Genomic DNA, 24,824 nt, shown 5'->3' with positions numbered 1-24,824 from the left:
TATTACTGTTTTTCTCCACCTGCTATATGATAATACTCGTAAATGATTTTAGCTTTTGCTTTCCCGATGATACCAGAAAGTTTTTCTATATCTGCCTGTTTTATTTCATCAATAGTCATTTCGCTCAGTAACTTTTCTGCTAATTTTTGACCTATTCCTTTTATATTGAGTAATTCAGTGGTTATTGTTCGCTTGCTTCTACGTACACGATGGAAAGTGATGGCGAATCGATGCGCTTCGTCTCTTATCTGTTGCAGTAATTTCAAAACAGGCGAAGCTTTTGGAATAATATGGGGCTCTTTTTCGCCTGGTAAATAGATTTCTTCGAGCCTTTTTGCCAGTCCAATGATATCGTAATTTTGAGCTCCTAATTTTTTCAGAACTTCGATAGCGCTGGACAATTGCCCTTTGCCGCCATCGACCATTATCAAATCGGGCATCGGCTCACTACCATCAATCGCTTTGGAATATCGCCTCTCGATTACTTCACGCATACTGGCAAAATCATCGGGACCGACCACACTGCGTATAATAAATTTTCTGTATAAGCTTTTCTTTGGCTTGCCGTCTATAAATACTACCATGCTTGCGACAGGGTCACTACCTTGAAGATTGGAATTGTCAAAGCATTCGATTTTACGAGGTAAATTTCTTAGTCCCAATTCTTTCTGCAGAGCAGCAATAACAAATGGAACACTCCCTTCTTTTTTCATTCTCTGCAGTTGAATCTCTTTGAGTTGAAGAATTGAATTTTGTTTGCACATCATCAATAATGATTTTGCCTCGCTCATTTTCTTCGGCACAATAAAACGACATTTAAAACCTGCTTTTTTACTTAACCATTCTATTAAAGTTTCACTCTCTTCGGGTTCTTCTTCAAGAATAATTTCTTTGGGAATTTCCACAAAATCGTTGTAATAAAATTTAATAATCGACGCATAAAGTGCTTTGATATCATGTGCCTCTCCAGTCATCGGAATAGCATCAGAAATAGCCAATGTCAATTGGCGTTTACCTACTAATTTGCCTGACCTGATATTCAATACCGTAGCGGCAACATCTCTTCCCTCATACACAGCCGAAATAATATCTCTATCTTCTTTTTCTGTGGATACTACCTTTTGTTTGGATGAATATACCTGCAGTTGTTCGATTCGGTCGCGCAGTTCAGCAGCTTTTTCAAATTCCAATTTCTCAACTGCATTTTGCATTTGCTGTTGCAACTCGTTAATTAGATCGTCGGTTTTGCCTTTCAATACTTTTATCACTTGCATTACCAGCTGTGCGTATTCGTTTTCTGAAATTAACCCTTCACATGGTCCGTCGCATTTTTTAATATGATAATCGAGACATACTTTGTATTTTTTTTTCTCAATTGTTTCTTGAGTAATATGGTATTTGCAGCTCCGGATCTTAAATATTTTGTTAATTAGGCGGAGCGATTTCTTCATGCTTTTGACATCTGTATAAGGACCAAAATACTTCGAGCCGTCGTTAATTACATTTCGTGTTGGGTAAACTTGCGGAAACGGCTCATTCGATATTTTTATGTAAGGATAAGACTTATCGTCTTTTAGATTAACGTTGTAACGAGGTTTGAGTTGTTTTATCAGATTATTTTCAAGAACAAGGGCTTCAATTTCATTATCAGTAATAATTAATTCGATATCTTCAATTTTGGAAACGAGTGCTGCAGTTTTGGGTGAGTCTATATTTTTATGAAAGTAACTTCTTACCCTATTGCGTAGATTCTTTGCTTTGCCGACATAAATAACTTTACCGTTTTTATCCAGAAATTGGTAAATGCCCGGTAAATTTGGAAGATTATCTAGTTTATTTTGTAAGTTTTCTTTCATATTATAAAAATAATTTAAAGGGGATAACAAGGCAAGGAAGGGAAGTTTCCCTGCCCTGTTACTCAGAATTTGTAGTTCTTCGGTATAACAACGATGCCCGTTTCGGATACTTTGAATCGCTTTTTATCTTCTTCTGGATCAAAGCCGATTTCTGTGCCTTCGGGGATGTGTACATTTTTATCGATAATTGCCCGTCGTATCCTCGAATATCTACCGATGTTACAATTGTCCATTATAATCGAATCGGTAATGTATGTGTAACTGTTAACCCTGACATTAAAACCGAGTATCGATCTTTCGACGAGACCTCCGGAGATTATTGTTCCATCTGTTATAAGCGAATTGATCGCACGTCCGACTCGCTCGCCTTCGTGCGAAACTGTTTTGGCAGGGGGAAACTGTCTTTGCTCAGTTCTTAAAGGCCAGTGTGTATCATATAGATTAAAATGGGGATTAACACTGATTAAATCCATACTCGCTGCGTAGTAACTTTCTATTGTCCCAACATCTACCCAGTACGGTTCTGGTTTTTTATTTTCGTCGACGAAACGATAAGCCTTCAAATTATAGTTTTTCTTCAGCATATATGGAATTACGTGTTTGCCGAAATCTAGACTCGGTACTTTTTCTTCTTCCATTTTGTACATTACTTCTTTTAATGCTTTTACGTTGAACACATAAATACCCATATTGACAAAACTTTGGTCTGGGTTATCAGGAATTGTAGGCGGGGACTTCGGCTTTTCAATGAACGACTGGACTGTGTAATCTTCCGAAATTTGAATTACTCCAAATCTATTCGCTTGATCTTTCGGAATATTTATAGCTGATAAAGTTAAATCGGCTTTTTTTTCAATGTGATACTGAATCATTTTTAGATAATCCATTTTGTAAATATGGTCGCCCGATAGAATCAATACCCAATCGTAAAGATGATCCTCAATCAAATTGAAGTTTTGATAAATTGCATTTGCCGTTCCGAGATACCAATCGCTGCTTGTTTTAAATTGTGGTGGAATTGAATAAATAAATTCTCCTAATTCAGGGTTAAAAATATTCCACGCTTCATATAAATGCCGATTAAGCGAATCGGATTTATATTGCGTCAATACGTAGATTTTTCTAAAACCTGAATTCAGGCAATTAGATAATGTGAAGTCAATGATTCTGTATTTACCTCCGAAAGAAACGGAAGGCTTTGTGCGGTCTTTTGTCAATGGAAATAATCTTTCTCCCTGACCGCCTGCAAGAATCATGGTTAATGTTTTTCTTAATATTTCCGAACCCGTGTATGCCATAGCATCCTCGACTATTTGCATTAAAATATATTCAATTAATATTTGATTGGCAACGTCAGAAATAATTAATTTTGTGTTAACACTAACTTTTTATTCCGCATAATGAAAAAATTTCTGATTCCGTTGATTATCCTTGCCTTATTAGCACTTACACTGCTGATTGGCGCTTTTGTCTTTTTTCCAGAAGTTCGTAGTTACAAATCGTTTTCTTTTTCTGATGACGATTTAGAGGCAGCACCAGTTTCTGACATCGACGTTCTCCATTATAACATTAAAATTAGTTTACATCCAAAAGATAAATATATCATTGGCGAAGCCGGGGTTTTATTTCTTTTAAAATCAAAAGAAAACAAAGAATTAAAATTTGATTTCTATGAAAACATGCATATTAATCTTGTCAAACTCAACGGTAAGAAAGTAGAATTTGAAAGGAATAATAACGAAATCATTATCGAATTAAACAGTACATTACCGGACACATCAAAACTCGAAGTTTATTACAAAGGGACACCTCTTCAAAAAGGTTTCGGGTCGTTCAATTTCGAGCATTTAGAAAATTCTTATTTCGTTTATACAATGAACGAGCCGACATTCGCATCCACATGGTTTACGTGTAACGATCGCCCAAACGACAAAGCGCTGGTTGATATCTATATTGAGAACGATTCGAATTATGTTTCGCTTTCCAACGGTAAGTTGATCGAAGTAAATAAAAATGCCGATAAAAAAATTTATCACTGGAAAACTTATTATCCTATTTCAACTTATTTGATCGCTATTTATTCAGGGGATTATCAATCGTATTTTACTAATTATATTTCTACTGGTGGTGATACACTCAGCCTTCAATACTATTCACTCAAGAATAATTTTGAAAAAGCTTTGAAAGATTTCGAAGACCACCCTGACTACCTGAAAATTTTTGAAAAATTGTTCGGCGTTTATCCGTTTACAAAAGAAAAGTATGCTGTTGCGGAATTCTTATGGAAATACGGTGCAATGGAGCACCAAACTCTTACTGGTATCGGTTCCAATTTTATAACCGGCAGAAAATTCTTTCAGGATATGCTGATTCACGAACTGGCTCATCACTGGTGGGGAAATGCTGTTAGTCCTTCCACCTGGAGGGATATCTGGCTTAATGAAGGCTTTGCAACTTATTCCGAAGCTCTTTACTGGGAAGCTAAGGCGGGAAAGTCTGCTCTGATTTCTACAATGAATTCAAAGATATCTAATTTCAACGATACACCTCTCTATAATCCCGGTTTTAGATTATTCAGTAGAACTATCTACGATAAAGGCGCCTGGGTACTTCATATGCTTAGAAATGAAATTGGCGATAGCCTATTTTTTGCTTCTCTCAGGAATTACTTGAATAAATATAAATATAAAAACGCTTCAACAAGAGATTTTCAGAACATTTGCGAAAATACTACTGGTATGAATCTCGATTATTTTTTTAAACAATGGGTTTACGAAGGCAGGGGCATTATAGAAGCTGAAATTAGATGGGAAAGTCATAAATTTGAGGATAAATACAGGAACAAAATTTTTATCGAACAGTTACAAAGTGGTTACAAAAACTATATCTTCCCGCTGCAATTAAAACTGGTCGGGAAAAAAGAATCGGACATTAAACTCGAAAAACTCTATATTGACAATAGATTTAAGTATTTTGAACTGGTCACTAATTTCGAACCTGTTGAAATTATTTTAGATCCAGAATCAAAATTACTTGCTAAGTTTACGGTAGAAAAGAAAAATGATTGATTCCACCTATTTTTTTATATCGGATGTTCATCTCGGACTCGGCTTAAAAGAGAAAGAGAGAGAAAAGGAAGAAAAATTAGTAAAGCTTATAAATTATGCAGTTGAAAACTGTGACGAACTTTTTATTCTCGGTGACCTGTTCGATTATTGGTTTGAATACAAGCGTGTAATTCAGAAAGGATATTATAAAACTCTTGCCGCCTTGATTGAATTTTCCGAGTCAGGTAAAAAGATTCATTATTTTATCGGGAACCACGATTTCCTCCATCGTAACTTTTTTCGTGAGGAAATCGGAGCAATTTTATACGAAGAACCAGCGGCTTTTATATTGAATAATAAAAAATTTTACATCGGACATGGAGATGGATTGTTACCGAATGATTCGGGTTACAGAGTTCTTAAGTGGATTTTAAGAAATAAATTTTTACAGCGACTCTATTCCGCCATTCATCCTGACCTCGGGATCAAAATTGCCAGCAGAACAAGCAAAACGAGCAGAACATATACTTCGAGAAAGGATTATGGCAAGAACGATGGTCTTATCGATACTGCGAAACAAAAAATTGACGAAGGTTATGATTACGTGCTATTCGGGCACACCCACATTCGATCCGAGCTCGAATATAAAAAAGGAAAATATATCAATCTCGGTTCATGGCTCGATAAACCTTGTTACGGCAAATTCACCGATACATTTCAAATAATCGATTGGTAAGATATGGCTAAAACTATTAAGAAAAAAAGAAAGACACTAAGATATTTATTGATTTTATCAGGATTTATTCTGCTTGCTTCTTCAATACTTTTTATTCAATACATAATTGAAGGTCTTCCCTCACTTGAGGAGCTGGAAAATCCAAGACCAGAGCTTGCAAGTAATGTTTATAGCAGCGATGGTGTTTTAATTGGACAATTCTTTAAAGAAAATAGAATTGAAGTAAGTATAAAAGACATTCCTCCTCATGTAATCCACGCTCTGATTGCAACAGAAGACAGGAAATTTTATGACCATTGGGGAGTTGACCTCGAAAGGTTTATAAAAGCAATGATTAAAAATGTTCTACTGGGTAGGAGAGAAGGTGCCAGCACACTCACTCAACAGTTAGCAAAAAATCTGTATGACCTCAAGATTGAAAACGAAACTCTTTTTGATACTGGCATAAGAAAAATTAGAGAGTGGATTACAGCCGTTCAGATCGAAAAGAATTATACTAAAGACGAAATACTTGAAATGTATTTAAATGTTCAATGGTTTGGTCACGGAGCATACGGCATTGGTATGGCCTCGAAAATTTATTTTGACAAAAGCGTTCAGGAGCTTACCGTACCTGAGGCTGCAATGCTTGTGGCTATTCTGAAATCGTGGGTCTATTACGATCCTTATAGTCGTTACGAACGTGCTTTGCAACGCCGTAACCTGGTTATGGAAAAAATGGTAGAAATGGGCTACCTGAGCAAAGAAGACTACGATAAATTTAAACTGAAGCCAATAAGATTGTCATACGAAAAAATAAAAAATGGTATCAGAAGTACAATTGCTCCTCACTTCCTGGAACATATTAGAAGACAGATGGAAAAGATTGCCGCAAAATACGGATATGATTTATACAGGGACGGTTTGAATATCTATACTACACTTGATAGCAGAATGCAGGAGATAGCAAATAAAGCTGTAGAATTACACCTGAATGATTTTCAAAAACAGTTTGACAGAAGCTGGAATTGGAGCGCCTATAAAGGTGATCAGAATGAACTGATAGAGAAGGCAATCAAAAATAGAATTGAATATATAACGGCTCAAAATGCAGAAGAAAGAAAAAAAATTTATAACAGTTTAAAATACAATCGAAAGTTTATCGATTCAGTTAAACAAGCAGCGACACGCATTGAAGTTGGTTTCGTAGTTCTTGATGTTAAAACCGGTGAAATAAAAGCTATGGTTGGAGGACGCAATCAGAGATTTCTTTACGGCTTAAATCACGTAACTCAAATTAAAAGACAACCCGGTTCTGCCTTTAAACCGATTATTTATTCTGTTGCCATCGACAATGGTCTTTATCCAGCATATCCGATATTGAATCAACCTTTTAATTACAATGGATGGAGTCCTCGTAATTTCGATTTATCAACTGGAGGATTTACAACTTTAAGAACAGGACTGGCGCAATCTATTAACATAGTCGCTGCCCGATTAATAATTGAAGATTATGCGCCGCTCTGGAAAATCGGTCTTTTTGCAGAAAAGATGGGTATTAAAAGTAAGCTCGATTTATTCCCATCGATAGCACTTGGAACTTCGCTTGTTTCTCCTCTGGAAATAACAACGGCTTTTGCAACTTTAGCCAACCGTGGTATCTACAATGAACCAATATCTATTCTCAGAATAGAAGACAAAGACGGTATTCTTATCGATAAGTTCACCTCCGAAACACGGGAGGCAATTCCCGAAGAGACTGCATATTTAGTGACGGACATGATGAGAACCGCCGTTGACAAAGGCACCGGAGTTGCAATTAGATATCGTTTTAATTTTCAACGGCCGGCTGCAGGAAAAACCGGCACTACACAAGATTATGCAGATGCCTGGTTTATCGGTTTTACACCACAACTGGCAGCGGGTGTCTGGGTCGGTTTTGACGATCAACAGGTTTCTTTTACAGGTGATTACGGACAGGGTGCAAGAGCTGCTCTCCCGATTTGGGCAATTTTTATGCATGATGTTTATCAACAACTCGATCTGCCCCTTGAGGATTTTCAAATGCCTGAAAACGGTAATATCGTTACTGTAAATTATTGCAGGGAATCGATATTTGAACTTGGCAATCCGAGACTTTACTCAAGAGATTGCAGGAATGGTGTCTATACAGATATATCGAACGTTCGAGATATTCCGGGTACATACGATTCCATGCGCGACAACTACGTAAAAATTCCAAAAAAACATGCTACTAAAGATACTTTGGAATCAAAAGATACCGTTTCTATTTTTCGATAAATTTTTTACATTTGGTTCCGTAATTTTTGCCCGGATGGTGGAATTGGTAGACACGCTAGCTTCAGGAGCTAGTTGGCTTACGCCAGTGCAGGTTCGAGTCCTGTTCCGGGCACCAGTTCCTGAGTTTATAATCAATTTTATTTATTATTCCTCCGAAATTAGCTATCTTGTCTCACCATAATTTTGTTGCTGTGTGATTAATAAAATAATTGATAGCGAGTATTTAAAGGCGCTCGAATTTACCCGAAAGCACTATGAAAATTTTCCAGTAGCCTCGATTCTTTTACCTCAGCGCCTGCGTAAACATATTGCGATAGTCTATAAATTTGCACGTATGGCTGATGATATTGCAGACGAAGGCGATACTGAAATTGCTGAAAGACTCGAGAATCTAAGATTTTACCGTCTGAAATTTTCAAATGCCCTTGAAGGTAATTATAACGATAACTTCTGGGCAGCTCTCGATAACACGATCAAAAGCTTTAACCTTTCAGAAGGAAATTTTTTTAATTTGTTAACCGCTTTCGAACTGGACATAACTGTAAATCGATTTAATTCTTTTGAAGATATTCTGAAATATTGCTCAGACTCTGCCAATCCAGTCGGAAGAATTGTTCTCGAATTGTTTAATATTCGTGATGATAAAATATTCAACTATTCCGATTCAATTTGCACGGGATTACAATTGACCAACTTTTATCAGGATATTTCAATTGATTTCATGAAGGATAGGCTATATATTCCGCTCGATGAAATGAAAGAATTTCAACTTGATCAGGATAAATTACTTTTCTTTAATGACGAAGAAAAAGTTAGATTCAAGGAATTGATGAAAATACAAGTGGAGAGGAATAGAAAATTTTATGAAAATGGCAAAAATCTAATTCCGGCGCTGAGAAATCACCCTAATGCCACAAGAGGTTTAATATGTCAGTTGAAACTTACGCTCCTTGGCGGGAATAAAGTTTTAGATTATATTGAAAAAAATAATTATGATACAATTGAAAAAAGACCCACATTGAAAGTTTACGATTTTATACTGTTGTTTATTAGAGCATTATTCAAATGAAAGACGAAGCCAAACAAATAGCACAAAAGAGCAGAAGTAGTTTTTACTATGCATTCTCTCTGCTTGAATCAGAAAAACGTGATGCCATGAATGCAGTCTATGCATTTTGCAGAACAACGGACGATATAGTTGACGAAACAACTGAACCTGATGATATTAAATACGAAAAACTAAGAATGTGGCGCCTGGAATTTGAGAAAGGGTTGCGCGGCTGTTCGAACTATCCTCTTCTCAATAAATTAAATCTGATTATAAGAAGATTCAATATCCCAATCGATCCCTTTTTTGAGTTAATTGAAGGGATGGAAATGGATTTACAAAAGAAAAGTTATCTCAGTTTTGATGACCTTCTACAGTATTGTTACAGAGTAGCCTCGACTGTAGGACTAATGTGTATCGAAATATTTGGATATAAAAATCATTCCGCTAAAGATTATGCCATTAACCTCGGTATTGCATTACAGTTAACCAATATTATACGTGATGTTGGTAAGGACGTTGAAAACAATAGGATTTATATACCCAGATATGACCTTGATAAATTTGATTACTCAATTGAAGATCTGAGAAGAAAAAAGTATAACGATAAATTTGTTCAGTTAATGAAATATGAAAGCCAACGCGCGGAATATTATTTTCAAAAAGCAAATAATTCTCTGGATTTTGAAGATAAACCCATGATGTTTCCAGCCCGAGCAATGCAACATATTTATGAAAAGTTATTAAGAAAAATTCAAAAAGCTAACTATGATGTCCTGAATAATTATATTAGAGTTTCTTCCGGTGAAAAAATTGCCCTCTCTTTAGGAACGTGGATAAAGTATAATCTCGTTTATTGATTATGAAAATTATTGTAATAGGCGGAGGACTTACCGGTTTAGCCGCTTCTGTTTTTCTTTCTGAAAAAGGTTTCAATGTTACCTTACTCGAAGCTTCTCCCAAACTGGGTGGCCGAGCTTATTCAATTTACGATCCTGATTCAAACGTCGAATTCGACAATGGCCAACATTTATTAATGGGATGTTATCGCTCAACAATTCGTTTCCTGAAAATTATTGGCGCCCAGTCAGAAATTAAATTACTACCACTAAAAGTGCCTTTCATCGGGCCGAATAACAAAATATCATTTCTAAGAGCCGTAGACGATTTTTACCCGCTGAATTTAATAGACGCAATTTTGAATTTTTCCACAGTTAATTGGAAAAGTCGCTTAAAAATTTTTACTCTTCTATTAAAAGTTAAATTTGATAAAAGTAATTCAGAACAGAGTGAGAGTGTTTACCAATGGTTAAAAGCAAATCGTCAGACTGAAGAGGCAATTGAATATTTCTGGCAGGTATTGTGCGTGGGTGCATTAAATTCAGACATAAAAAAGTCCTCAGCTTTGATTTTTAAAAATGTACTGAGGAGGATATTCTTTTCTGGAACGGATGGATACAAATTTATCCTCCCCCGCAAAAATTTAAGGACGATGTATATCGATAAATCAAAAAACTTTATTTTATCAAATGGCGGCACAATTTACATGTCCGAACGTGTACTTGAATGCGATATTGAAGAAGGAGTAATTAAAAAGATTATTACAACTCGAAAAATTTATGATAATTTTGATTCAGTAGTTTTTGCAGTACCGGCGCATGCCCTCCATAAAATAAAATTTAGAGGGCATCAATTAAAAAATATTCCAGCATTTGAATATTCTCCTATCTTAAACGTTCACCTTGTCTTAAAAGAAAATCCTTTTACTGAACCATACTATGCTTTGCTTGGGACAGATTTCCACTGGCTTTTCAATCACGGCAAATATATATCGATTACCAGCAGCTCTGCAGAAAAATTAATAAAAAGAAATAATGCGGATTTATTATCCGAATTATACTCGAATTTAGAATTATTTTTTCCTATATTTAACAGAAAATTAGTGCAAAATGTAAAGGTCATGAAAGATAAAAGAGCAACATTTGTTCCAGATAATAATAGGTTGAAAAAGAATAGCGTTTTTGGTTCGGATATAAAAAATTTGTTTATAGGAGGCGATTGGACTATACCAGAGCTCCCAGCAACGATTGAAAGTGCTGTTCTGAGTGCAGAAATAATATCTCGCAATATTGAAAATTTATATCGAGTAAACGACCGTTTGTGAATAAAACACTCAAATAAATTACGGAGGGATTATGTCGTCACTAAAGAAAAAACTCGAAGAAAAGATTCTACAGCACAGACCGCGAACTGAACGTCTACTAAAAGAGTATGGTGATGTAAAGGTAGACGAGGTAAAAATCAATCAAGTCATTGGAGGTATGAGAGGAATTAAATGTCTGGTTACCGATATTTCGTATCTCGATCCTTTCGAAGGAATTCGTTTTAGAGGGTTCACTATTCCAGAAGTCCTCGAAAAACTTCCTAAAGTCCCTGGTGCTGAAATGCCTTATGTCGAAGGATTTGTTTATCTTTTATTGACGGGCGATATTCCTACAATGCAGGAAGTTGAAGAAGTGCACAATGAATTTAATGCCCGGAAAAAAGTGCCACAATATGTATTCGATATTCTCCATGCAATGCCCAAGGATTCTCATCCGATGACAATGTTTGCTACAGCCATCATGTCGATGCATCTCGATTCTGTATTCGATAAGGAATATAGGAAGGGAATTCATAAGTCCGATTATTGGTCTGCATACTATGAAGATGCTATGAATCTTCTTGCCAAAATTCCTGAAATTGCAGCTCATATTTACAGATGGAAATATAAAAATGGCGATATAATCCCGAGCGACCCAGATCTTGATATGGGAGGCAATTTTGCTCATATGATGGGCATCGACAAACCGTACGATGACGTAGCTCGCCTTTATTTTATACTTCACAGCGATCATGAAAGCGGTAATGTTAGCGCTCATACAGGACATCTTGTCGCCAGCGCATTGTCCGATATTTATTATTCAATTAGTGCTATGTTGAACGGTCTTGCCGGACCTTTGCATGGACTTGCTAATGAGGAAGTACTTAGATGGCTCCATGGCGTAATGGAGTCTATGGGTGGCAAAATTCCGACAGAAGAAGAAATGAAAAAGTTCGTCTGGGATACACTTCAATCAGGAAAAGTAATACCTGGATTCGGACACGCTGTATTGAGAAAAACTGACCCACGATATATGGCACAAAGAGAATTTTGTTTGAAACATCTACCCGATGACCCGATATTTAAATACGTCGACCTTTTATTCAAAGTTGTTCCCCCAATTTTATTGGAACAGGGGAAAGCCAAAAATCCATGGCCAAACGTCGACGCACAGTCGGGTGTTATTCAATGGCATTATGGAGTAAGGGAATACGAATTCTATACGGTTCTCTTTGGAATTGGAAGAGCTCTTGGAGTTTGCTCCAATATAATCTGGGCACGTGGACTCGGCTATCCGATTGAACGTCCCAAATCGGTTACAACAGATATGCTGGAAGAAATTGCATTCGGAAAAAAATCTTAATGAATTCTGGGGCTGTCTAAGAATTGTCTCTTTGAGAGATAAAGACACTTATTACACGATTTTTAACGAATAATTAAGTGAGCTTTTACTATACGGACAGCCCTTTTTTATATATATGAAAAGAGAAAATTTATTTTACCTACCAGTAATTTTAATGTCGGTAGCGGTAATAACGCTGGCTTTGGCTTTAATTTTCATTAAACGCAAAGAAGAAAATCTGAAAATATTCGTAGAATTTAAAAATCCTGATTACAGGATCTTTATTCCCGAAATTCCACTTCAACTCGATTTTTGCGGGGAATCCGTTCCAATGCAAGTCGCAGATGTCTATGAACGGGTCGAGCGTGAGATATTGGTTAATATTTACTGGAATTCTTCAACCCTGCTAAATATTAAAAGAGCAAACAGGTGGTTTCCTGTAATAGAACCGATTCTTAAAAAGTACGGTGTCCCTGATGATTTCAAATATGTAGCTGTAATTGAAAGTAATTTAACGAATATGGTTTCATCCGCAGGCGCGGCGGGATTCTGGCAGATTACTCCACCAGCTGCAAAAAAATATGGATTGGAAATTTCTAATACTGTTGATGAAAGATACGATGTCGAAAAAGCTACCGAAGCTGCATGTAAATATCTCAAAGATTCTTACGCAAAATATAAAAACTGGACGATGGCAGCCGCCTCTTATAATTATGGTATTAACGGTATTGATCGCCAGATTAAAAGGCAAAAAAGCAGTAACTACTACGAACTTTACCTGAATCAGGAAACTTTTCGTTATGTAGCTCGTATTGTGGCTTTAAAAGAAATTATGACTCATCCAGAAAAATATGGATATTTTCTTGAGGAAAAAGATCTGTATAAACCGTATAAATACAAAATTGTTAATGTAAGGTATGGTATAAAGAACCTCACTGAATTTGCCGAACATCACGGCACTACATATAAAAAACTCAAATTATTGAATCCCTGGTTACGGGATAGTTATTTGCCCGCGCATAATGGTAAGGTCTATCGCATTAAAATTCCTGATGAGTAGTCTTTTTGCACTTTTTTTATAAAAAATTTCCAACAGATATAGACAATTTTTTTTATTTTTCATTTCAAAAAATTTTATAGAAAAATTAAAAAAAATGGCACATAAGAAGAAGGTAAAGTATATATTTGTGACCGGCGGGGTAGTTTCATCGTTAGGAAAGGGAATTACGGCCTCATCGCTCGGACTCCTCCTTAAATTGAGAGGGTACAGTGTAACAATTCAAAAATTTGATCCCTATATAAATGTCGATCCAGGGACAATGAATCCGTTTCAACACGGCGAAGTTTATGTAACTGATGACGGAGCTGAGACGGACCTTGACCTGGGACACTACGAGCGATTCCTCGACGTTGATATGTCCAGAGCAAATAATACGACTACCGGACAGGTTTATAATGAAGTAATTACAAAGGAGCGCAGGGGAGATTACCTCGGCGCTACAGTTCAGGTCATTCCACATATTACTGATGAGATTAAAAGAAGGATGAGATTGCTGGGTGAAACTGGCAAATACGATATTGTTATTACAGAGATTGGTGGAACTGTCGGCGATATCGAAAGTCTTCCTTTTATTGAAGCAATGCGTCAGATTATGCTCGAAAACGGGAGAAAGAATGCCATTAGTGTTCACGTTACACTTGTGCCGTATATTTCTTCAGCTGGCGAAATGAAAACCAAACCGACTCAACACAGTGTAAAAAATTTACTTGAACTCGGTATACAACCCAATATTCTAGTTTGCAGGTCTGAAGAAAAACTCTCTCATGAAATCCGTGAAAAAATTGCTCTCTTTACAAACGTTAAAACCGAAGCTGTAATTTCAGCTTATGATTGCTCGACAATTTACGAGGTCCCTTTAGTCTTATACGAACAAGAATTAGACAGAATTGTATTAGACAGGCTTAAACTACCGGACATTACTATTAAACTCGATGGCTGGAAAGAATTTGTTGATAAAGTTTTGCATGCCGAAGAAAAAGTTAGAATTGCTGTCTGTGGTAAGTATATTGAAAATAAGGACGCATATAAAAGTATATCCGAAGCCTTCGTGCATGCTGGTGCAGAAAATAATTTGAAAGTTGAATCCGAATTTATTTCTTCTGAGGAAATTGAACTAAAAGGAGCAGAGCCTTTATTAAAAGATTTTGACGGACTATTGATTCCAGGAGGATTTGGCGAACGTGGGATTGAAGGTAAAATTAAAGCAATTCAGTACGCACGAGAAAATAAAATACCTTTCTTCGGTATTTGTCTGGGGCTCCAATGTGCTGTTATCGAATTTGCCCGCAATGTGTGTGGCATTAAATCAGCTAACAGTCAGGAATTTCGGAGCAAAAATCCCTACAATGTAATTCACATTATGCCCGACCAGGCAAAAGTGAAAATGAAGGGAGCAACGATGCGTCTGGGTGCTTATCCCTGTATAATCAAAAAGAAGACTAAAGCGTACGAAGCTTATAAAAAGCAAAAAATTTCAGAACGCCATCGTCATCGTTATGAGGTTAATAATAAATTTCGAGATATCCTCGAAAAGCATGGTATGATTTTCAGCGGCTTGTCGCCCGATGAAAAATTAGTTGAAATGATTGAAATTGAAGATCATCCCTGGTTTGTTGGTTGCCAATTCCATCCGGAATTAAAATCGAGAGCTACAAAGGCACATCCTTTATTCAGGGAATTTGTTAAAGCGGCATATAATTATTCCAGGGAGCGAAAGTGAGCAAAAAATTATTTTTCATTTGCCTTTCATTCATTCTTTTATCAAACACATATTCTTATAGTAAAAGAGAACTGCTGTTAAATCAGGGACTGAATAAAGCTTACAATCTCGAATTCAAAGCAGCCGAAGAAATTTATAATAAAGTAATTGGCATTGATCCCGATTTACCAGACGGATATTTCAGGATTTCACAACTTTATTTCTGGTCTTTTCTGGCTAGTCACGACATTGGACAATACTATGTATTCCTTAAATTTGCCGAATTGGCCGAAAAAAAATTAGACTTCATTTTATCTAAAAATCCGAAGAATGCTTTTTATACTTATATGGCAGGAAATTTGGCATCACTAAGAGCCATGTCTTATGCAATTAATAATTCGGCTGTCGATGCCTTGTGGTATAGTAAAAAAGCTGTTAAACTTTTCAATACTACCTTAGAAATTAATCCTAAATTTTACGATGCTTATCTTGGACTCGGCCTTTTCGATTATGCTATGAGCTTTGTCCCCGAATTTTTGGGTTGGACTTTAAATATAGCAGGTTTGTCATCCAATAAAGCAAGGGGACTGAGATACATTAAACTTGCTTACGACAAAGGTAAATACGACAGAACAGAAGCTGCCTTCCACCTCTCGAAAATATATGTCGATTATATTGCTGAATATGACAGCGCTGAAATTTATATTAAAAATCTCGTATCCAGATATCCCGCCAATAGTTTATTCCTGTACCAGCAAGCTCTCATTCAGTTTAATAAACGCAAGCTTGACTATGCGCTCGGTTTATTCAATAAAGTACTCAAAATTAATAAAGAACAATTCCCACAAATTTCCGCACTAGCTCGATTCAGAATAGCAAATATTTATTTTTATAAAAACGAATTTTCTAAAGCACTCGAGAATTTTGATTCGTTTTACCAAACTGCAAGAGAACCTGACTATTTGAGCGAAAGTTCTCTTAAATCTGCTCTCTGTCTTAAGTTTCTTGGAAACAGTGATTCATTTTTTGTGTACCTCAATCGAACTAGTGAAGGGAATCCTGATCTTTTTGAAGATGCGTATGCTATTAAACTCGCATCTTATTTTAAAGAAACAGGCGTGACTGATGAAGATTTATTCTTAATACGAATGAATAACAATTTACATGCTGGCAAATATAAAATTGTGTATGATTCCTTGAGTGTTTATGCAGATTCACTGAACGGCGTGAAAAAAGGTTTTGCTTTTCTTTATCTTTCTGAAGCAGCTTACCATTTAAAAAAATACGACGAAGTTGTTTATTATGCCGAGAATATCCCAAAAATTAATTTTAGCAAATTCAAATGGATTATTCCGAAATCGTATTATTTAATTGCCGCTACGCATTATTCGAAGAAAAATTATAAAAAAGCTTCTTACTACTTGACTTTAGCTAAAGATAACAATAAATATGATTTCGTCGATTACTTAGAAGCGTTAATAGAAAATTTGAATAGAAAACTAAACAAAAGTATATAATGGCAAGTAATTTTATCGATTGTGTATGATTAATATTGCGGTGTTTGTGTCGGGACGGGGTTCAAATTTCAGAGCCATTAACGAAAAAGTTTCCGGTGATAAAATTAAAATCGTTGCTCTAGTCAGTAATCGTATCGATTGCGAGGCTGTCGACTATGCAAAAAGAAACAATATTCCGGTATACTTTGTCGCCGAGAAGTCTTCCGACAAATTTGTCAGTTACGATGAATTAACAAATATATTTAAAGATAAAAACATAGAACTTATTGTTCTCGCCGGTTTCTTGAAAAAACTACCCGATAAGTTCGTAGATTCTTTTGAATACAAGATTATCAATATACATCCCGCTCTTCTTCCTTCTTTTGGTGGGAAAGGAATGTATGGAATTAATGTGCATAATGCGGTATTTAATTCATCCGCAAAAGTCTCGGGCGCCACAGTCCATTTCGTGGATAAAATTTATGACAATGGCAAAATAATTATGCAAAAATGTGTTGATATTTCAGATGTGAAATCTCCACACGAAATTGCTGAAAGGGTTTTAAAAATTGAACATGAAATCCTTCCATATGTGGTACAAAAATTCGCCGAAGGTAAAATTGTCATTCAGGGTAACAGAGTAATTATTTTGGAGTAATAAATTGAATAAAATAGCATTAATAAGCGTTTCGGATAAATCGAAAATAGTTGAATTCGCTTCTGAACTTATTAACAATGGATACGACATACTTGCAACGGGCAAAACAGCAAAGACTTTGATGGATAACGGTATCAGGTGTACAGAAATCAGCGATTTTACTTCTTATCCAGAAATTTTCTCGGGACGTGTAAAAACGCTGAATCCAAGAATATTCGGCGGTATTCTAATGCGCCGTGATGTCGAGGAAGATATTCAACAAGCTCGTGAAAACAATATTTTGCCAATCGATATCGTTTGTGTTAATCTGTACCCTTTTCCCGAAGTTGTTAATCGCAAAGACATTTCGCTCGAAGTGAAAATTGAAAATATTGATATTGGTGGACCGAGCTTGATTAGAGCTGCTGCGAAAAACTATAAATATGTATCAGTACTAACTAATCCGAACCAGTACGATTCCTTTATAGAAGAATTGAATAAAGGAACAATTAGTATTGAAACACGCAGCAAACTTGCAGCCGAAGCTTTTTCTCATACTTCGATGTACGACACTATTATTGCCAACTTTTTCGAAAAAGAATTTTTATCCGAACCGACAGCAATACGATTGAATTACAAGACTGCCTTTAATCTAAGATATGGAGAAAATCCACATCAAAAAGCAACATTATTTGGTAATATTTCTGAATACTTCGAGATTTTACACGGCAAAGAATTGTCTTACAATAACATAATTGACCTTACAGCAGCAGTCGAACTGGTTTCTGAATTCGATAAAACGGCATGCGCTATTATAAAACATACAAACCCGTGTGGTGCATCGATTGCAAGCTCGGTACTTGAAGCATACGAAAAAGCATTGTCGGGCGACCCAGTATCTGCATTCGGAGGAATTGTAGCATTCAATAATGAAGTTGATTTTCAAACTGCACAAAAATTAAACGATATTTTTCTGGAAATTATTTGTGCTCCTTCTTACACCCAAGAAGCTCTTGATGAATTAAAAAAGAAAAAGAACAGAAGATTAATACTTATTAAAAAATATCCTGCTGATGACCAGCAAGTAATCAGGAGCGTTCCTGGCGGACTATTGGTTCAGGATAAAGATAATTCAAAAATTTCCGATGATATGTTAAAGGTAGTAACAGAAAAAAAGCCGACGCCATCTGAAATTGAGGACCTCAAATTTGCGTGGGCGGTTTGTAAACATACCAAGTCGAATGCAATTGTCTTTGTAAAGGATGGCAAGGCACTTGGTGTCGGTGCTGGACAAATGTCACGAGTTGATTCTGCTAAAATTGCTGCAATAAAAGCTAATCAATTCGGACATCAACTCGAGGGTGCAGTGGCAGCATCTGATGCTTTCTTCCCATTTGCCGATGGATTGCTTGAAATTGCTAAGTATGGAATCACGTCAGTTATTCAACCGGGAGGTTCGGTACGTGATGAAGAAGTTATCAATGCAGCAAATGAAAATAATTTATCGATGATATTTACAGGAATTAGAAATTTTAAACACTGACCTCTATTGAGAGGTGGGAGGATATATGGGATTATTCGACTTTTTTACGACAGATCTAGCTATCGACCTCGGTACCGCAAATACTCTTATCTATATAAAGGGTAAAGGAATTGTGCTCAACGAGCCTTCGATAGTAGCTTACGACAGAAATACCAAAAGAATAATAGAACTTGGAAATAAAGCTAAGGAGATGCAGGGCAGAGAACATCGGGATATAAGAGTTACTCGACCAATGCGCGACGGAGTTATAGCAGATTTTGAAATTGCAGAGGGAATGATAAGAGCGTTTATTAAAAGGGTTACATCGAGCAGTTTTGCAAGCAAAAGAGTTGTTATTGCTGTCCCCAGCGGTGTCACTGAAGTAGAAAAACGTGCAGTACGCGATGCGGCCGAACATGCAGGTGCAAAAGAAGTTCATCTAATAGCCGAACCAATGGCGGGCGCTATCGGTATCGGTATTGACGTAGAAGCCCCTGCGGGAAATATGATAATTGATATCGGCGGTGGAACAACTGAAATTGCAGTTATTGCTCTGGGCGGTATTGTAAACGAGGAATCAATCAGAATTGCAGGCGACGAAATGAATAATGCCATTATGCAATTCTTCAAGAAAAACTATAATCTATTGATCGGTGAACGCACTGCAGAAGCTATCAAATGCGAGGTTGGGTCAGCTGTTCCCCTTAAAGAAGAAGTGACAATACAGGTTAAGGGAAGAGATCTTGTGGGCGGTATCCCGAAAACAACCGAAGTAAGTTCCGTTGAAATCCGCGAAGCACTCAATGAAAATATTATACAAATTGTCGATGCTGTCAAACAGACTCTCGAGCGCACACCACCAGAATTATCGGCAGATATTCTCGATCGAGGTGTAATGTTGACTGGCGGAGGCGCTCTCTTGAAAGGCCTGGACGAAAGAATACGAATGGAAACCAACTTACCTGTTCACGTTGCTGATGACCCTCTTACAGCGGTTGTGAGAGGTACGGGGAAAGCTCTGGAAAATATCAATAAATATTCGAAAGTTTTTTTGCGTAAAAGAACATACTGATGATAAGATTTTTGCTTAAGATAATTAATAGCTATAAAGAATATTTTCTGCTCTTTCTGCTTTCTACAATTAGTTTGCTTGTACTCTCTTTTAATGATAATCCACAATTGATTCGACTGAAACAATTCGCCTTCGGAAATTTTGCGGTTGTAAGCGAATTAATAAATTATCCTATTTCGTTTATCAAGAAACGCGAATCAATAGAAGAACTCAAAAGAGAAAATGCCAGACTGATGCTTGAATTGAGTAGACTTAAAAATCGAGTTGATGAAAATAAAGAATTGAGAGCAATATTTAATTTAAGAGATTCGCTGAACTATCCACTTGTTGCCGCAGACATTATTTCTAAAACTGTCAACGATATTGATGGTTCATTCATAATTAACAAGGGTTTGAATGACAGTATTTATGTTGGTATGCCTGCCTTGTGTTCCAGCGGTCTGGTCGGAATTGTTACAAACATTTCAAACGACTATGCGGTTATAAGAAATCTTTATAATACTAAGCTAAAAATCGCCGTTACAATTAAGCCATTAAATATTAACGGAATTATGACTTGGGACGGCAATCAACTGATAATTAAAAATATTCCGTCTACATATGATGTACAGATTGGAAGCTCGGTCGAAACATCCGAATTTAGTACTATCTTTCCTCCAAATATTCCAATTGGGAAAGTAATTGAGAGGGAAGATGTACCTGTCGGAGCCTTACATAACGTTACAGTAAGTCCTCATAGCGACATTCGTGCACTTTATAATCTTTTTATAATGCGTATTGTACCGGATAAAAAACTTGAAGACATAAAACTCAATCTTATAGCTAAATGATAAAGCAAATACTAATACTGATGTTTTTATTTACTTTGCTGGCTGCTTTACAGATGACAGTGGTACCTCTTATTAGTATATCAGGAATAGCACCTAACTTATTGATTGTATTAATTACATTTTATGCTTTGAAGAACGGTCAATCTTTTGCAATTCTTTTGGGATTTACTCTTGGACTTATGTTTGATTTGATTTCAGGAGGTGTAACAGGAGTTAATATGTTTGCCATGACTATAAGTGGTTTTATCGCAGGTTATTTTTATAATGAAAATAAAATTGAAATAAATACCGCAACGATGAATTTTTTCTATATAAATTTGATAGTTGCTACTGTCTATTCTTTTTTATACACACTAATTGCTGCGGCAAGACCAGAGCTTAATCTATTTATTCTTTTGATCGAAGGTGGTTTTCTACCTGCTGTTTATACTTCAGTTTTTGCATTGCCTGTATTAATTGCAATGCCTAAAAGGGAATTAAGATGAAAGAACAAATTTTCGGACAGGATGTTCGAAGGCGATTATTATTTCTGGTAATAATCGCATTCTTTGTTATTTCACTTATTCAATTGTTTAACATGCAGGTGTTACAGGGTAGCATTTATACTGCCAAAGCCAACGAAAACAGTATTAAACCAATCTATGAGACCGCACCGAGAGGTATATTTTACGACAGAAATAAAAATGTACTTGTAGGAAATAAGCCATCTTTTACATTGAGAATTACACCCGATAAGTACGACACCTCCCTTAATCGTCATTTAGAAACCATGCTCGGTTTCGATAAAGGCTATATCAAAAGTCTGCTCAAAAAGAACAGACATATGTCGCCTTACGTACCAATCAGAATAGCGAAAAATGTAGATTACAAAGTTATAGCCTGGTACGAAGAAAATTCGGAAAAGCTGCCTGGTGTCGATTATGTAATCGAAATGCGCAGAGACTATTCTTTTGGAGTTCGGGGATCTCATCTATTTGGATACTTGAGAGAAATCAATAAAAACCTGTTGGACAAAATGACTGGTTATAGTTTAGGAGATGAAATTGGTTACGTTGGTATAGAAAAAAAATATGAATCAGTACTCCGCGGTGAAAAAGGCATAAAATACCTATTGGTCGATTCTCATCAAAAAACAATCGGCAGATACAATTCCGGTAAAAGCGATGTAGCTCCCATTAAGGGATTCGATCTAATGCTTACAATCGATAAATATACCCAGCAAGTTGCCGAGTCGTTGTTTACAGATAAACGAGGTGCTCTTGTTGCAATTGAACCTGGCACAGGCGAAATTTTGGCTATGGTTAGTTCACCTATGTACGATCTGGAAAATTTCTCTTCAATGGATTTTTCGAAGGTTTGGAAAGAACTCAATGAAGACGAGGATAAACCCTTGTTTAACAGGGCGACAATGTCAATCTATTCACCGGGCTCTACATTTAAAATGGTTTCGGCAATAGCTGGAATTGAAGAAGGGATAATAACTGAAAAGAGTCGCTTCTATTGTAATAGCGGTTACTATTTTGGAAATCGTTTCTTTAAATGTCTCCATTATCACGGCAGTGTTGATCTTATAACTTCAATTGAGAAATCGTGTAATGCATACTATTATCAACTGGCTCTTAAAGTTGGTCTTGATAATTGGTCGAAGTATGCGGCTAAATTAGGTTTCGGAAGGAAAACCGGAATTGATATAGGAGAAGAAACTGCCGGCTTATTGCCGACAAAAAAATATTATGAACATGCTTTCGGCAAAGATCGGTGGCCAAAAGGAATTTTGTTGAGCTTGGGTATCGGGCAAGGCGAGCTCAGTGTTACACCTCTCCAGTTAGCACAATATGTAGCACTAATTGCAAACTATGGTAAATCTGCAAAGCCGCATCTGGTTAAAGGCTTCTACAAAAAAGGAGTATTCCAGAAAATTGAACCTGAATATTATGATGCTGGAATTAGTAAAAGTACTTTTGATATAGTTAGAAATGCGATGTATCTCGTAGTCAACGGAGCTGGCACAGCAACTAATATTAGATTGCCGGATGTAAAAATTGCAGGTAAAACCGGTACAGCTCAAAATCCTCATGGCGATGACCATTCCATCTTTATTGGTTTTGCGCCGTATGAAAATCCTAAAATTGCTGTTGCTGTGGTAGTTGAAAATGCTGGCTATGGTAGCACTGTTGCCGCTCCGATTGCACGGGACGTAATTAAAGCTTATCTAAAAAATCGTATTGAAAAAGAGAAAAAAATAATAAAAAATGAAATCGTCGCAGGAGTGAGCAAAATTGAAAATTGATTATGAATTAAACGATCGATTCGATATTTTATTTTTTGTATCTATTTTTCTTTTAATATTATTTGGATTGGCTGCAATTTACAGTTCAACTGCAAATCATCCTACTGCGTCACAGAATTTCGAGAAGCAGTTAGTATTTAGTTTAATTTCTTTGCTTGCATTTCTGGTAATTTATAATCTTCCAGAACAAGTTTTCAAAAATATGGCTTTATCTTTTTATGTGGTTTCGTTATTAATGTTGGTTGTGGTTTTATTTGCAGGGAAGACTGTCTATGGTGCCCGGAGCTGGCTCGATTTTGGCCCAATTGGATTTCAACCCTCTGAATTTGCAAAAATTGGAATAATACTGGGCATATCCTACTGGATATCTTACAAAGAGAGGGATATAAATAACATTAAAGATATAGCAATAGCAATTGGTATCGGGTTTTTCCCGGCATTACTGATATTATTGGAACCAGACACGGGTACTTCAATAATATTTATCATACTTACCATTTCAATTGTCTACTGGAGCGGCATAAGTTTGTTTGCACTATTCGTTGTACTTTCACCTATAGTTGTTGTTTTTGCTTCGTTACTTGGACCCGTATACTTTATAATTTCACTAATAGCAGTAATTATAGCCCTCATTATTTTTAAGAGAGATTTGTTCAACAGTATAGCCATTTTTATGCTGAATTTAGGAGCGTCCTTCTTTTTCGAATACGGTTTCCGTTTATTAAAACCTCATCAGCAAAAGAGAATTGAAACATTTATTAATCCCTATGCAGATCCACTTGGCGCAGGTTATAATGCATTGCAGGCAAAACTTGCAATTGGTTCTGGCGGCTTATTCGGTAAAGGTTTTATGCAGGGCAACCAGACACAGTTACGTTTTATACCAGAACAATGGACCGACTTTATCTATTGTGTGATAGGCGAGGAGTTCGGCTTTATTGGAAGCACAATTGTATTACTCCTTTTCTTTATAGTTTTTATGAGACTGCTATATTTTGCGTCTGTATCTAAAGATAAATTCGGCTCGCTAATAATTATTGGAACATTGTCACTTTATTTTTCCCATTTTGCCATTAATATCGGGATGAATCTGGGTATAACACCAGTGATTGGGATTCCGTTACCATTTTTAAGTTACGGTGGTAGCTCTTTGTTGGTAAATATGGTTTTAGCTGGAATTGTAATGAACGTCTATAAAAACAGAAAATTACATACTTGAGGTACTTATGATTCTTTCAGATAAAAAAATATTAGAAGAAATAGAAAGAGGGAATATTGTCATTGAACCTTTCAAACGTGAAAATCTGGGCTCGAATAGTTATGATGTTCACCTCGGGAAGTGGTTGGGTGTGTATAAAGATGATATACTTGATGCCAAAAAACATAATGAAATTGTTCTATTCGAAATACCGGACGAGGGTTTTATTCTTCTTCCGTCAAAGTTATATCTCGGCGTTACGGAAGAGTACACGGAAACTTATAATTATGTGCCATTCCTCGAAGGTAAATCGAGCATCGGCCGTTTAGGTATTGATATTCATTCCACAGCAGGCAAAGGCGACGAGGGCTTTTGTAATACATGGACACTTGAAATAAGTGTAAAACAACCTGTAAGAATCTATGCTGGAATGCCAATAGGACAGATTATTTATTTCAAATTAGACGGCCAGGTTGAAGTTTCATATAATAAAAAATCTTCCGCTAAGTATAATAAGCGTACTGTATATCCCGTTGAATCGATGATGTTCAAGAACTTTAAATAAAAT

At 36.3% G+C, this 24,824-nt stretch carries 20 protein-coding genes and 1 tRNA gene; 19 read left to right on the top strand and 2 right to left on the bottom strand.

The annotated features are described in order from the left end of the window. Positions 1 to 2: 2 nt before the first annotated feature. Together uvrC and glgC are read right to left on the bottom strand one after the other, a co-directional pair. Positions 3 to 1,856 carry an excinuclease ABC subunit UvrC gene (uvrC, locus tag ACUN8G_RS11595; protein ID WP_437347223.1) on the bottom strand — a complete coding sequence of 618 codons (1,854 nt, stop codon included), beginning with the start codon at positions 1,854 to 1,856 and terminating at the stop codon, positions 3 to 5. Between the two features lie 62 nt (positions 1,857 to 1,918). Then, positions 1,919 to 3,175 (bottom strand): glucose-1-phosphate adenylyltransferase, encoded by a 1,257-nt coding sequence (gene glgC / locus ACUN8G_RS11590; protein WP_437347224.1) that lies wholly within the window; start codon positions 3,173 to 3,175, stop codon positions 1,919 to 1,921. Positions 3,176 to 3,256: 81 nt separating this feature from the next. Here glgC and ACUN8G_RS11585 point away from each other — a divergent pair, with 81 nt between their 5' ends. From ACUN8G_RS11585 to dcd, 19 genes are all read left to right on the top strand, one after another. After that, on the top strand, positions 3,257 to 4,924 hold the full coding sequence (locus ACUN8G_RS11585; RefSeq protein ID WP_437347225.1) for a M1 family metallopeptidase: 1,668 nt from the start codon (positions 3,257 to 3,259) through the stop codon (positions 4,922 to 4,924). Beyond that, positions 4,917 to 5,639, top strand: a complete 723-nt coding sequence (locus tag ACUN8G_RS11580; protein WP_437347226.1) for a UDP-2,3-diacylglucosamine diphosphatase — start codon at positions 4,917 to 4,919, stop codon at positions 5,637 to 5,639. Before ACUN8G_RS11585 ends, ACUN8G_RS11580 begins: the two co-directional genes overlap by 8 nt. A 3-nt stretch (positions 5,640 to 5,642) precedes the next feature. Continuing rightward, complete coding sequence (locus ACUN8G_RS11575) at positions 5,643 to 7,919, top strand: penicillin-binding protein 1A (protein WP_437347227.1); 2,277 nt, start codon at positions 5,643 to 5,645, stop codon at positions 7,917 to 7,919. 28 nt (positions 7,920 to 7,947) lie between these two features. Continuing rightward, a tRNA-Leu gene (locus ACUN8G_RS11570) sits at positions 7,948 to 8,034 on the top strand. 78 nt (positions 8,035 to 8,112) lie between these two features. After that, positions 8,113 to 8,988, top strand: coding sequence for a squalene synthase HpnC (gene hpnC / locus ACUN8G_RS11565; protein WP_437347228.1), 876 nt, complete (start codon positions 8,113 to 8,115; stop codon positions 8,986 to 8,988). Beyond that, entirely contained in the window at positions 8,985 to 9,827 is an 843-nt protein-coding gene (gene hpnD / locus ACUN8G_RS11560; RefSeq protein ID WP_437347229.1) for a presqualene diphosphate synthase HpnD, read from the top strand. Before hpnC ends, hpnD begins: the two co-directional genes overlap by 4 nt. Before the next feature lie 2 nt (positions 9,828 to 9,829). Then, positions 9,830 to 11,131: a hydroxysqualene dehydroxylase HpnE gene (gene hpnE / locus ACUN8G_RS11555; RefSeq protein ID WP_437347230.1), complete on the top strand. Its 1,302-nt coding sequence runs from the start codon at positions 9,830 to 9,832 to the stop codon at positions 11,129 to 11,131. Positions 11,132 to 11,162: 31 nt separating this feature from the next. Continuing rightward, positions 11,163 to 12,473, top strand: a complete 1,311-nt coding sequence (locus tag ACUN8G_RS11550; RefSeq protein ID WP_437347231.1) for a citrate (Si)-synthase — start codon at positions 11,163 to 11,165, stop codon at positions 12,471 to 12,473. 154 nt (positions 12,474 to 12,627) lie between these two features. Beyond that, entirely contained in the window at positions 12,628 to 13,512 is an 885-nt protein-coding gene (locus tag ACUN8G_RS11545) for a lytic transglycosylase domain-containing protein (protein WP_437347232.1), read from the top strand. 94 nt (positions 13,513 to 13,606) lie between these two features. Continuing rightward, positions 13,607 to 15,232 carry a CTP synthase gene (gene pyrG, locus ACUN8G_RS11540; protein WP_437347233.1) on the top strand — a complete coding sequence of 542 codons (1,626 nt, stop codon included), beginning with the start codon at positions 13,607 to 13,609 and terminating at the stop codon, positions 15,230 to 15,232. Beyond that, positions 15,229 to 16,728: a tetratricopeptide repeat protein gene (locus tag ACUN8G_RS11535; RefSeq protein WP_437347234.1), complete on the top strand. Its 1,500-nt coding sequence runs from the start codon at positions 15,229 to 15,231 to the stop codon at positions 16,726 to 16,728. Before pyrG ends, ACUN8G_RS11535 begins: the two co-directional genes overlap by 4 nt. A gap of 25 nt (positions 16,729 to 16,753) precedes the next feature. Beyond that, positions 16,754 to 17,365 carry a phosphoribosylglycinamide formyltransferase gene (gene purN, locus ACUN8G_RS11530; RefSeq protein WP_437347235.1) on the top strand — a complete coding sequence of 204 codons (612 nt, stop codon included), beginning with the start codon at positions 16,754 to 16,756 and terminating at the stop codon, positions 17,363 to 17,365. Between the two features lie 4 nt (positions 17,366 to 17,369). Then, positions 17,370 to 18,887: a bifunctional phosphoribosylaminoimidazolecarboxamide formyltransferase/IMP cyclohydrolase gene (gene purH / locus ACUN8G_RS11525; RefSeq protein ID WP_437347236.1), complete on the top strand. Its 1,518-nt coding sequence runs from the start codon at positions 17,370 to 17,372 to the stop codon at positions 18,885 to 18,887. Between the two features lie 25 nt (positions 18,888 to 18,912). Next, positions 18,913 to 19,938 carry a rod shape-determining protein gene (locus ACUN8G_RS11520; RefSeq protein ID WP_437347237.1) on the top strand — a complete coding sequence of 342 codons (1,026 nt, stop codon included), beginning with the start codon at positions 18,913 to 18,915 and terminating at the stop codon, positions 19,936 to 19,938. Further along, on the top strand, positions 19,938 to 20,768 hold the full coding sequence (gene mreC / locus ACUN8G_RS11515) for a rod shape-determining protein MreC (protein ID WP_437347238.1): 831 nt from the start codon (positions 19,938 to 19,940) through the stop codon (positions 20,766 to 20,768). Before ACUN8G_RS11520 ends, mreC begins: the two co-directional genes overlap by 1 nt. Beyond that, complete coding sequence (gene mreD, locus ACUN8G_RS11510; protein WP_437347239.1) at positions 20,765 to 21,253, top strand: rod shape-determining protein MreD; 489 nt, start codon at positions 20,765 to 20,767, stop codon at positions 21,251 to 21,253. Before mreC ends, mreD begins: the two co-directional genes overlap by 4 nt. Further along, a complete protein-coding gene (gene mrdA / locus ACUN8G_RS11505) occupies positions 21,250 to 23,058 on the top strand; it encodes a penicillin-binding protein 2 (protein WP_437347240.1) in 1,809 nt (602 codons plus the stop codon). The genes mreD and mrdA overlap by 4 nt, the downstream gene beginning before the upstream one ends. Continuing rightward, on the top strand, positions 23,048 to 24,277 hold the full coding sequence (rodA, locus tag ACUN8G_RS11500) for a rod shape-determining protein RodA (RefSeq protein WP_437347241.1): 1,230 nt from the start codon (positions 23,048 to 23,050) through the stop codon (positions 24,275 to 24,277). Before mrdA ends, rodA begins: the two co-directional genes overlap by 11 nt. A 7-nt stretch (positions 24,278 to 24,284) precedes the next feature. Then, on the top strand, positions 24,285 to 24,821 hold the full coding sequence (gene dcd / locus ACUN8G_RS11495) for a dCTP deaminase (RefSeq protein ID WP_437347242.1): 537 nt from the start codon (positions 24,285 to 24,287) through the stop codon (positions 24,819 to 24,821). Positions 24,822 to 24,824: the final 3 nt, after the last annotated feature.

The organism is Melioribacter sulfuriphilus (assembly GCF_052656625.1).
Note: the sequence above shows the minus strand (reverse complement) of the source record. Positions and strands in the feature narration are given on the sequence as shown.

Bases quoted from the DNA above. Each gene is read 5' to 3' on its own strand.
- uvrC (WP_437347223.1), bottom strand. From the start codon at position 1,856: ATGAAAGAAAACTTACAAAATAAACTAGATAATCTTCCAAATTTACCG.
- glgC (WP_437347224.1), bottom strand. From the start codon at position 3,175: ATGCAAATAGTCGAGGATGCTATGGCATACACGGGTTCGGAAATATTA.
- ACUN8G_RS11585 (WP_437347225.1), top strand. From the start codon at position 3,257: ATGAAAAAATTTCTGATTCCGTTGATTATCCTTGCCTTATTAGCACTT.
- ACUN8G_RS11580 (WP_437347226.1), top strand. From the start codon at position 4,917: ATGATTGATTCCACCTATTTTTTTATATCGGATGTTCATCTCGGACTC.
- ACUN8G_RS11575 (WP_437347227.1), top strand. From the start codon at position 5,643: ATGGCTAAAACTATTAAGAAAAAAAGAAAGACACTAAGATATTTATTG.
- hpnD (WP_437347229.1), top strand. From the start codon at position 8,985: ATGAAAGACGAAGCCAAACAAATAGCACAAAAGAGCAGAAGTAGTTTT.
- hpnE (WP_437347230.1), top strand. From the start codon at position 9,830: ATGAAAATTATTGTAATAGGCGGAGGACTTACCGGTTTAGCCGCTTCT.
- ACUN8G_RS11550 (WP_437347231.1), top strand. From the start codon at position 11,163: ATGTCGTCACTAAAGAAAAAACTCGAAGAAAAGATTCTACAGCACAGA.
- ACUN8G_RS11545 (WP_437347232.1), top strand. From the start codon at position 12,628: ATGTCGGTAGCGGTAATAACGCTGGCTTTGGCTTTAATTTTCATTAAA.
- pyrG (WP_437347233.1), top strand. From the start codon at position 13,607: ATGGCACATAAGAAGAAGGTAAAGTATATATTTGTGACCGGCGGGGTA.
- purN (WP_437347235.1), top strand. From the start codon at position 16,754: ATGATTAATATTGCGGTGTTTGTGTCGGGACGGGGTTCAAATTTCAGA.
- ACUN8G_RS11520 (WP_437347237.1), top strand. From the start codon at position 18,913: ATGGGATTATTCGACTTTTTTACGACAGATCTAGCTATCGACCTCGGT.
- mreC (WP_437347238.1), top strand. From the start codon at position 19,938: ATGATAAGATTTTTGCTTAAGATAATTAATAGCTATAAAGAATATTTT.
- mreD (WP_437347239.1), top strand. From the start codon at position 20,765: ATGATAAAGCAAATACTAATACTGATGTTTTTATTTACTTTGCTGGCT.
- mrdA (WP_437347240.1), top strand. From the start codon at position 21,250: ATGAAAGAACAAATTTTCGGACAGGATGTTCGAAGGCGATTATTATTT.
- dcd (WP_437347242.1), top strand. From the start codon at position 24,285: ATGATTCTTTCAGATAAAAAAATATTAGAAGAAATAGAAAGAGGGAAT.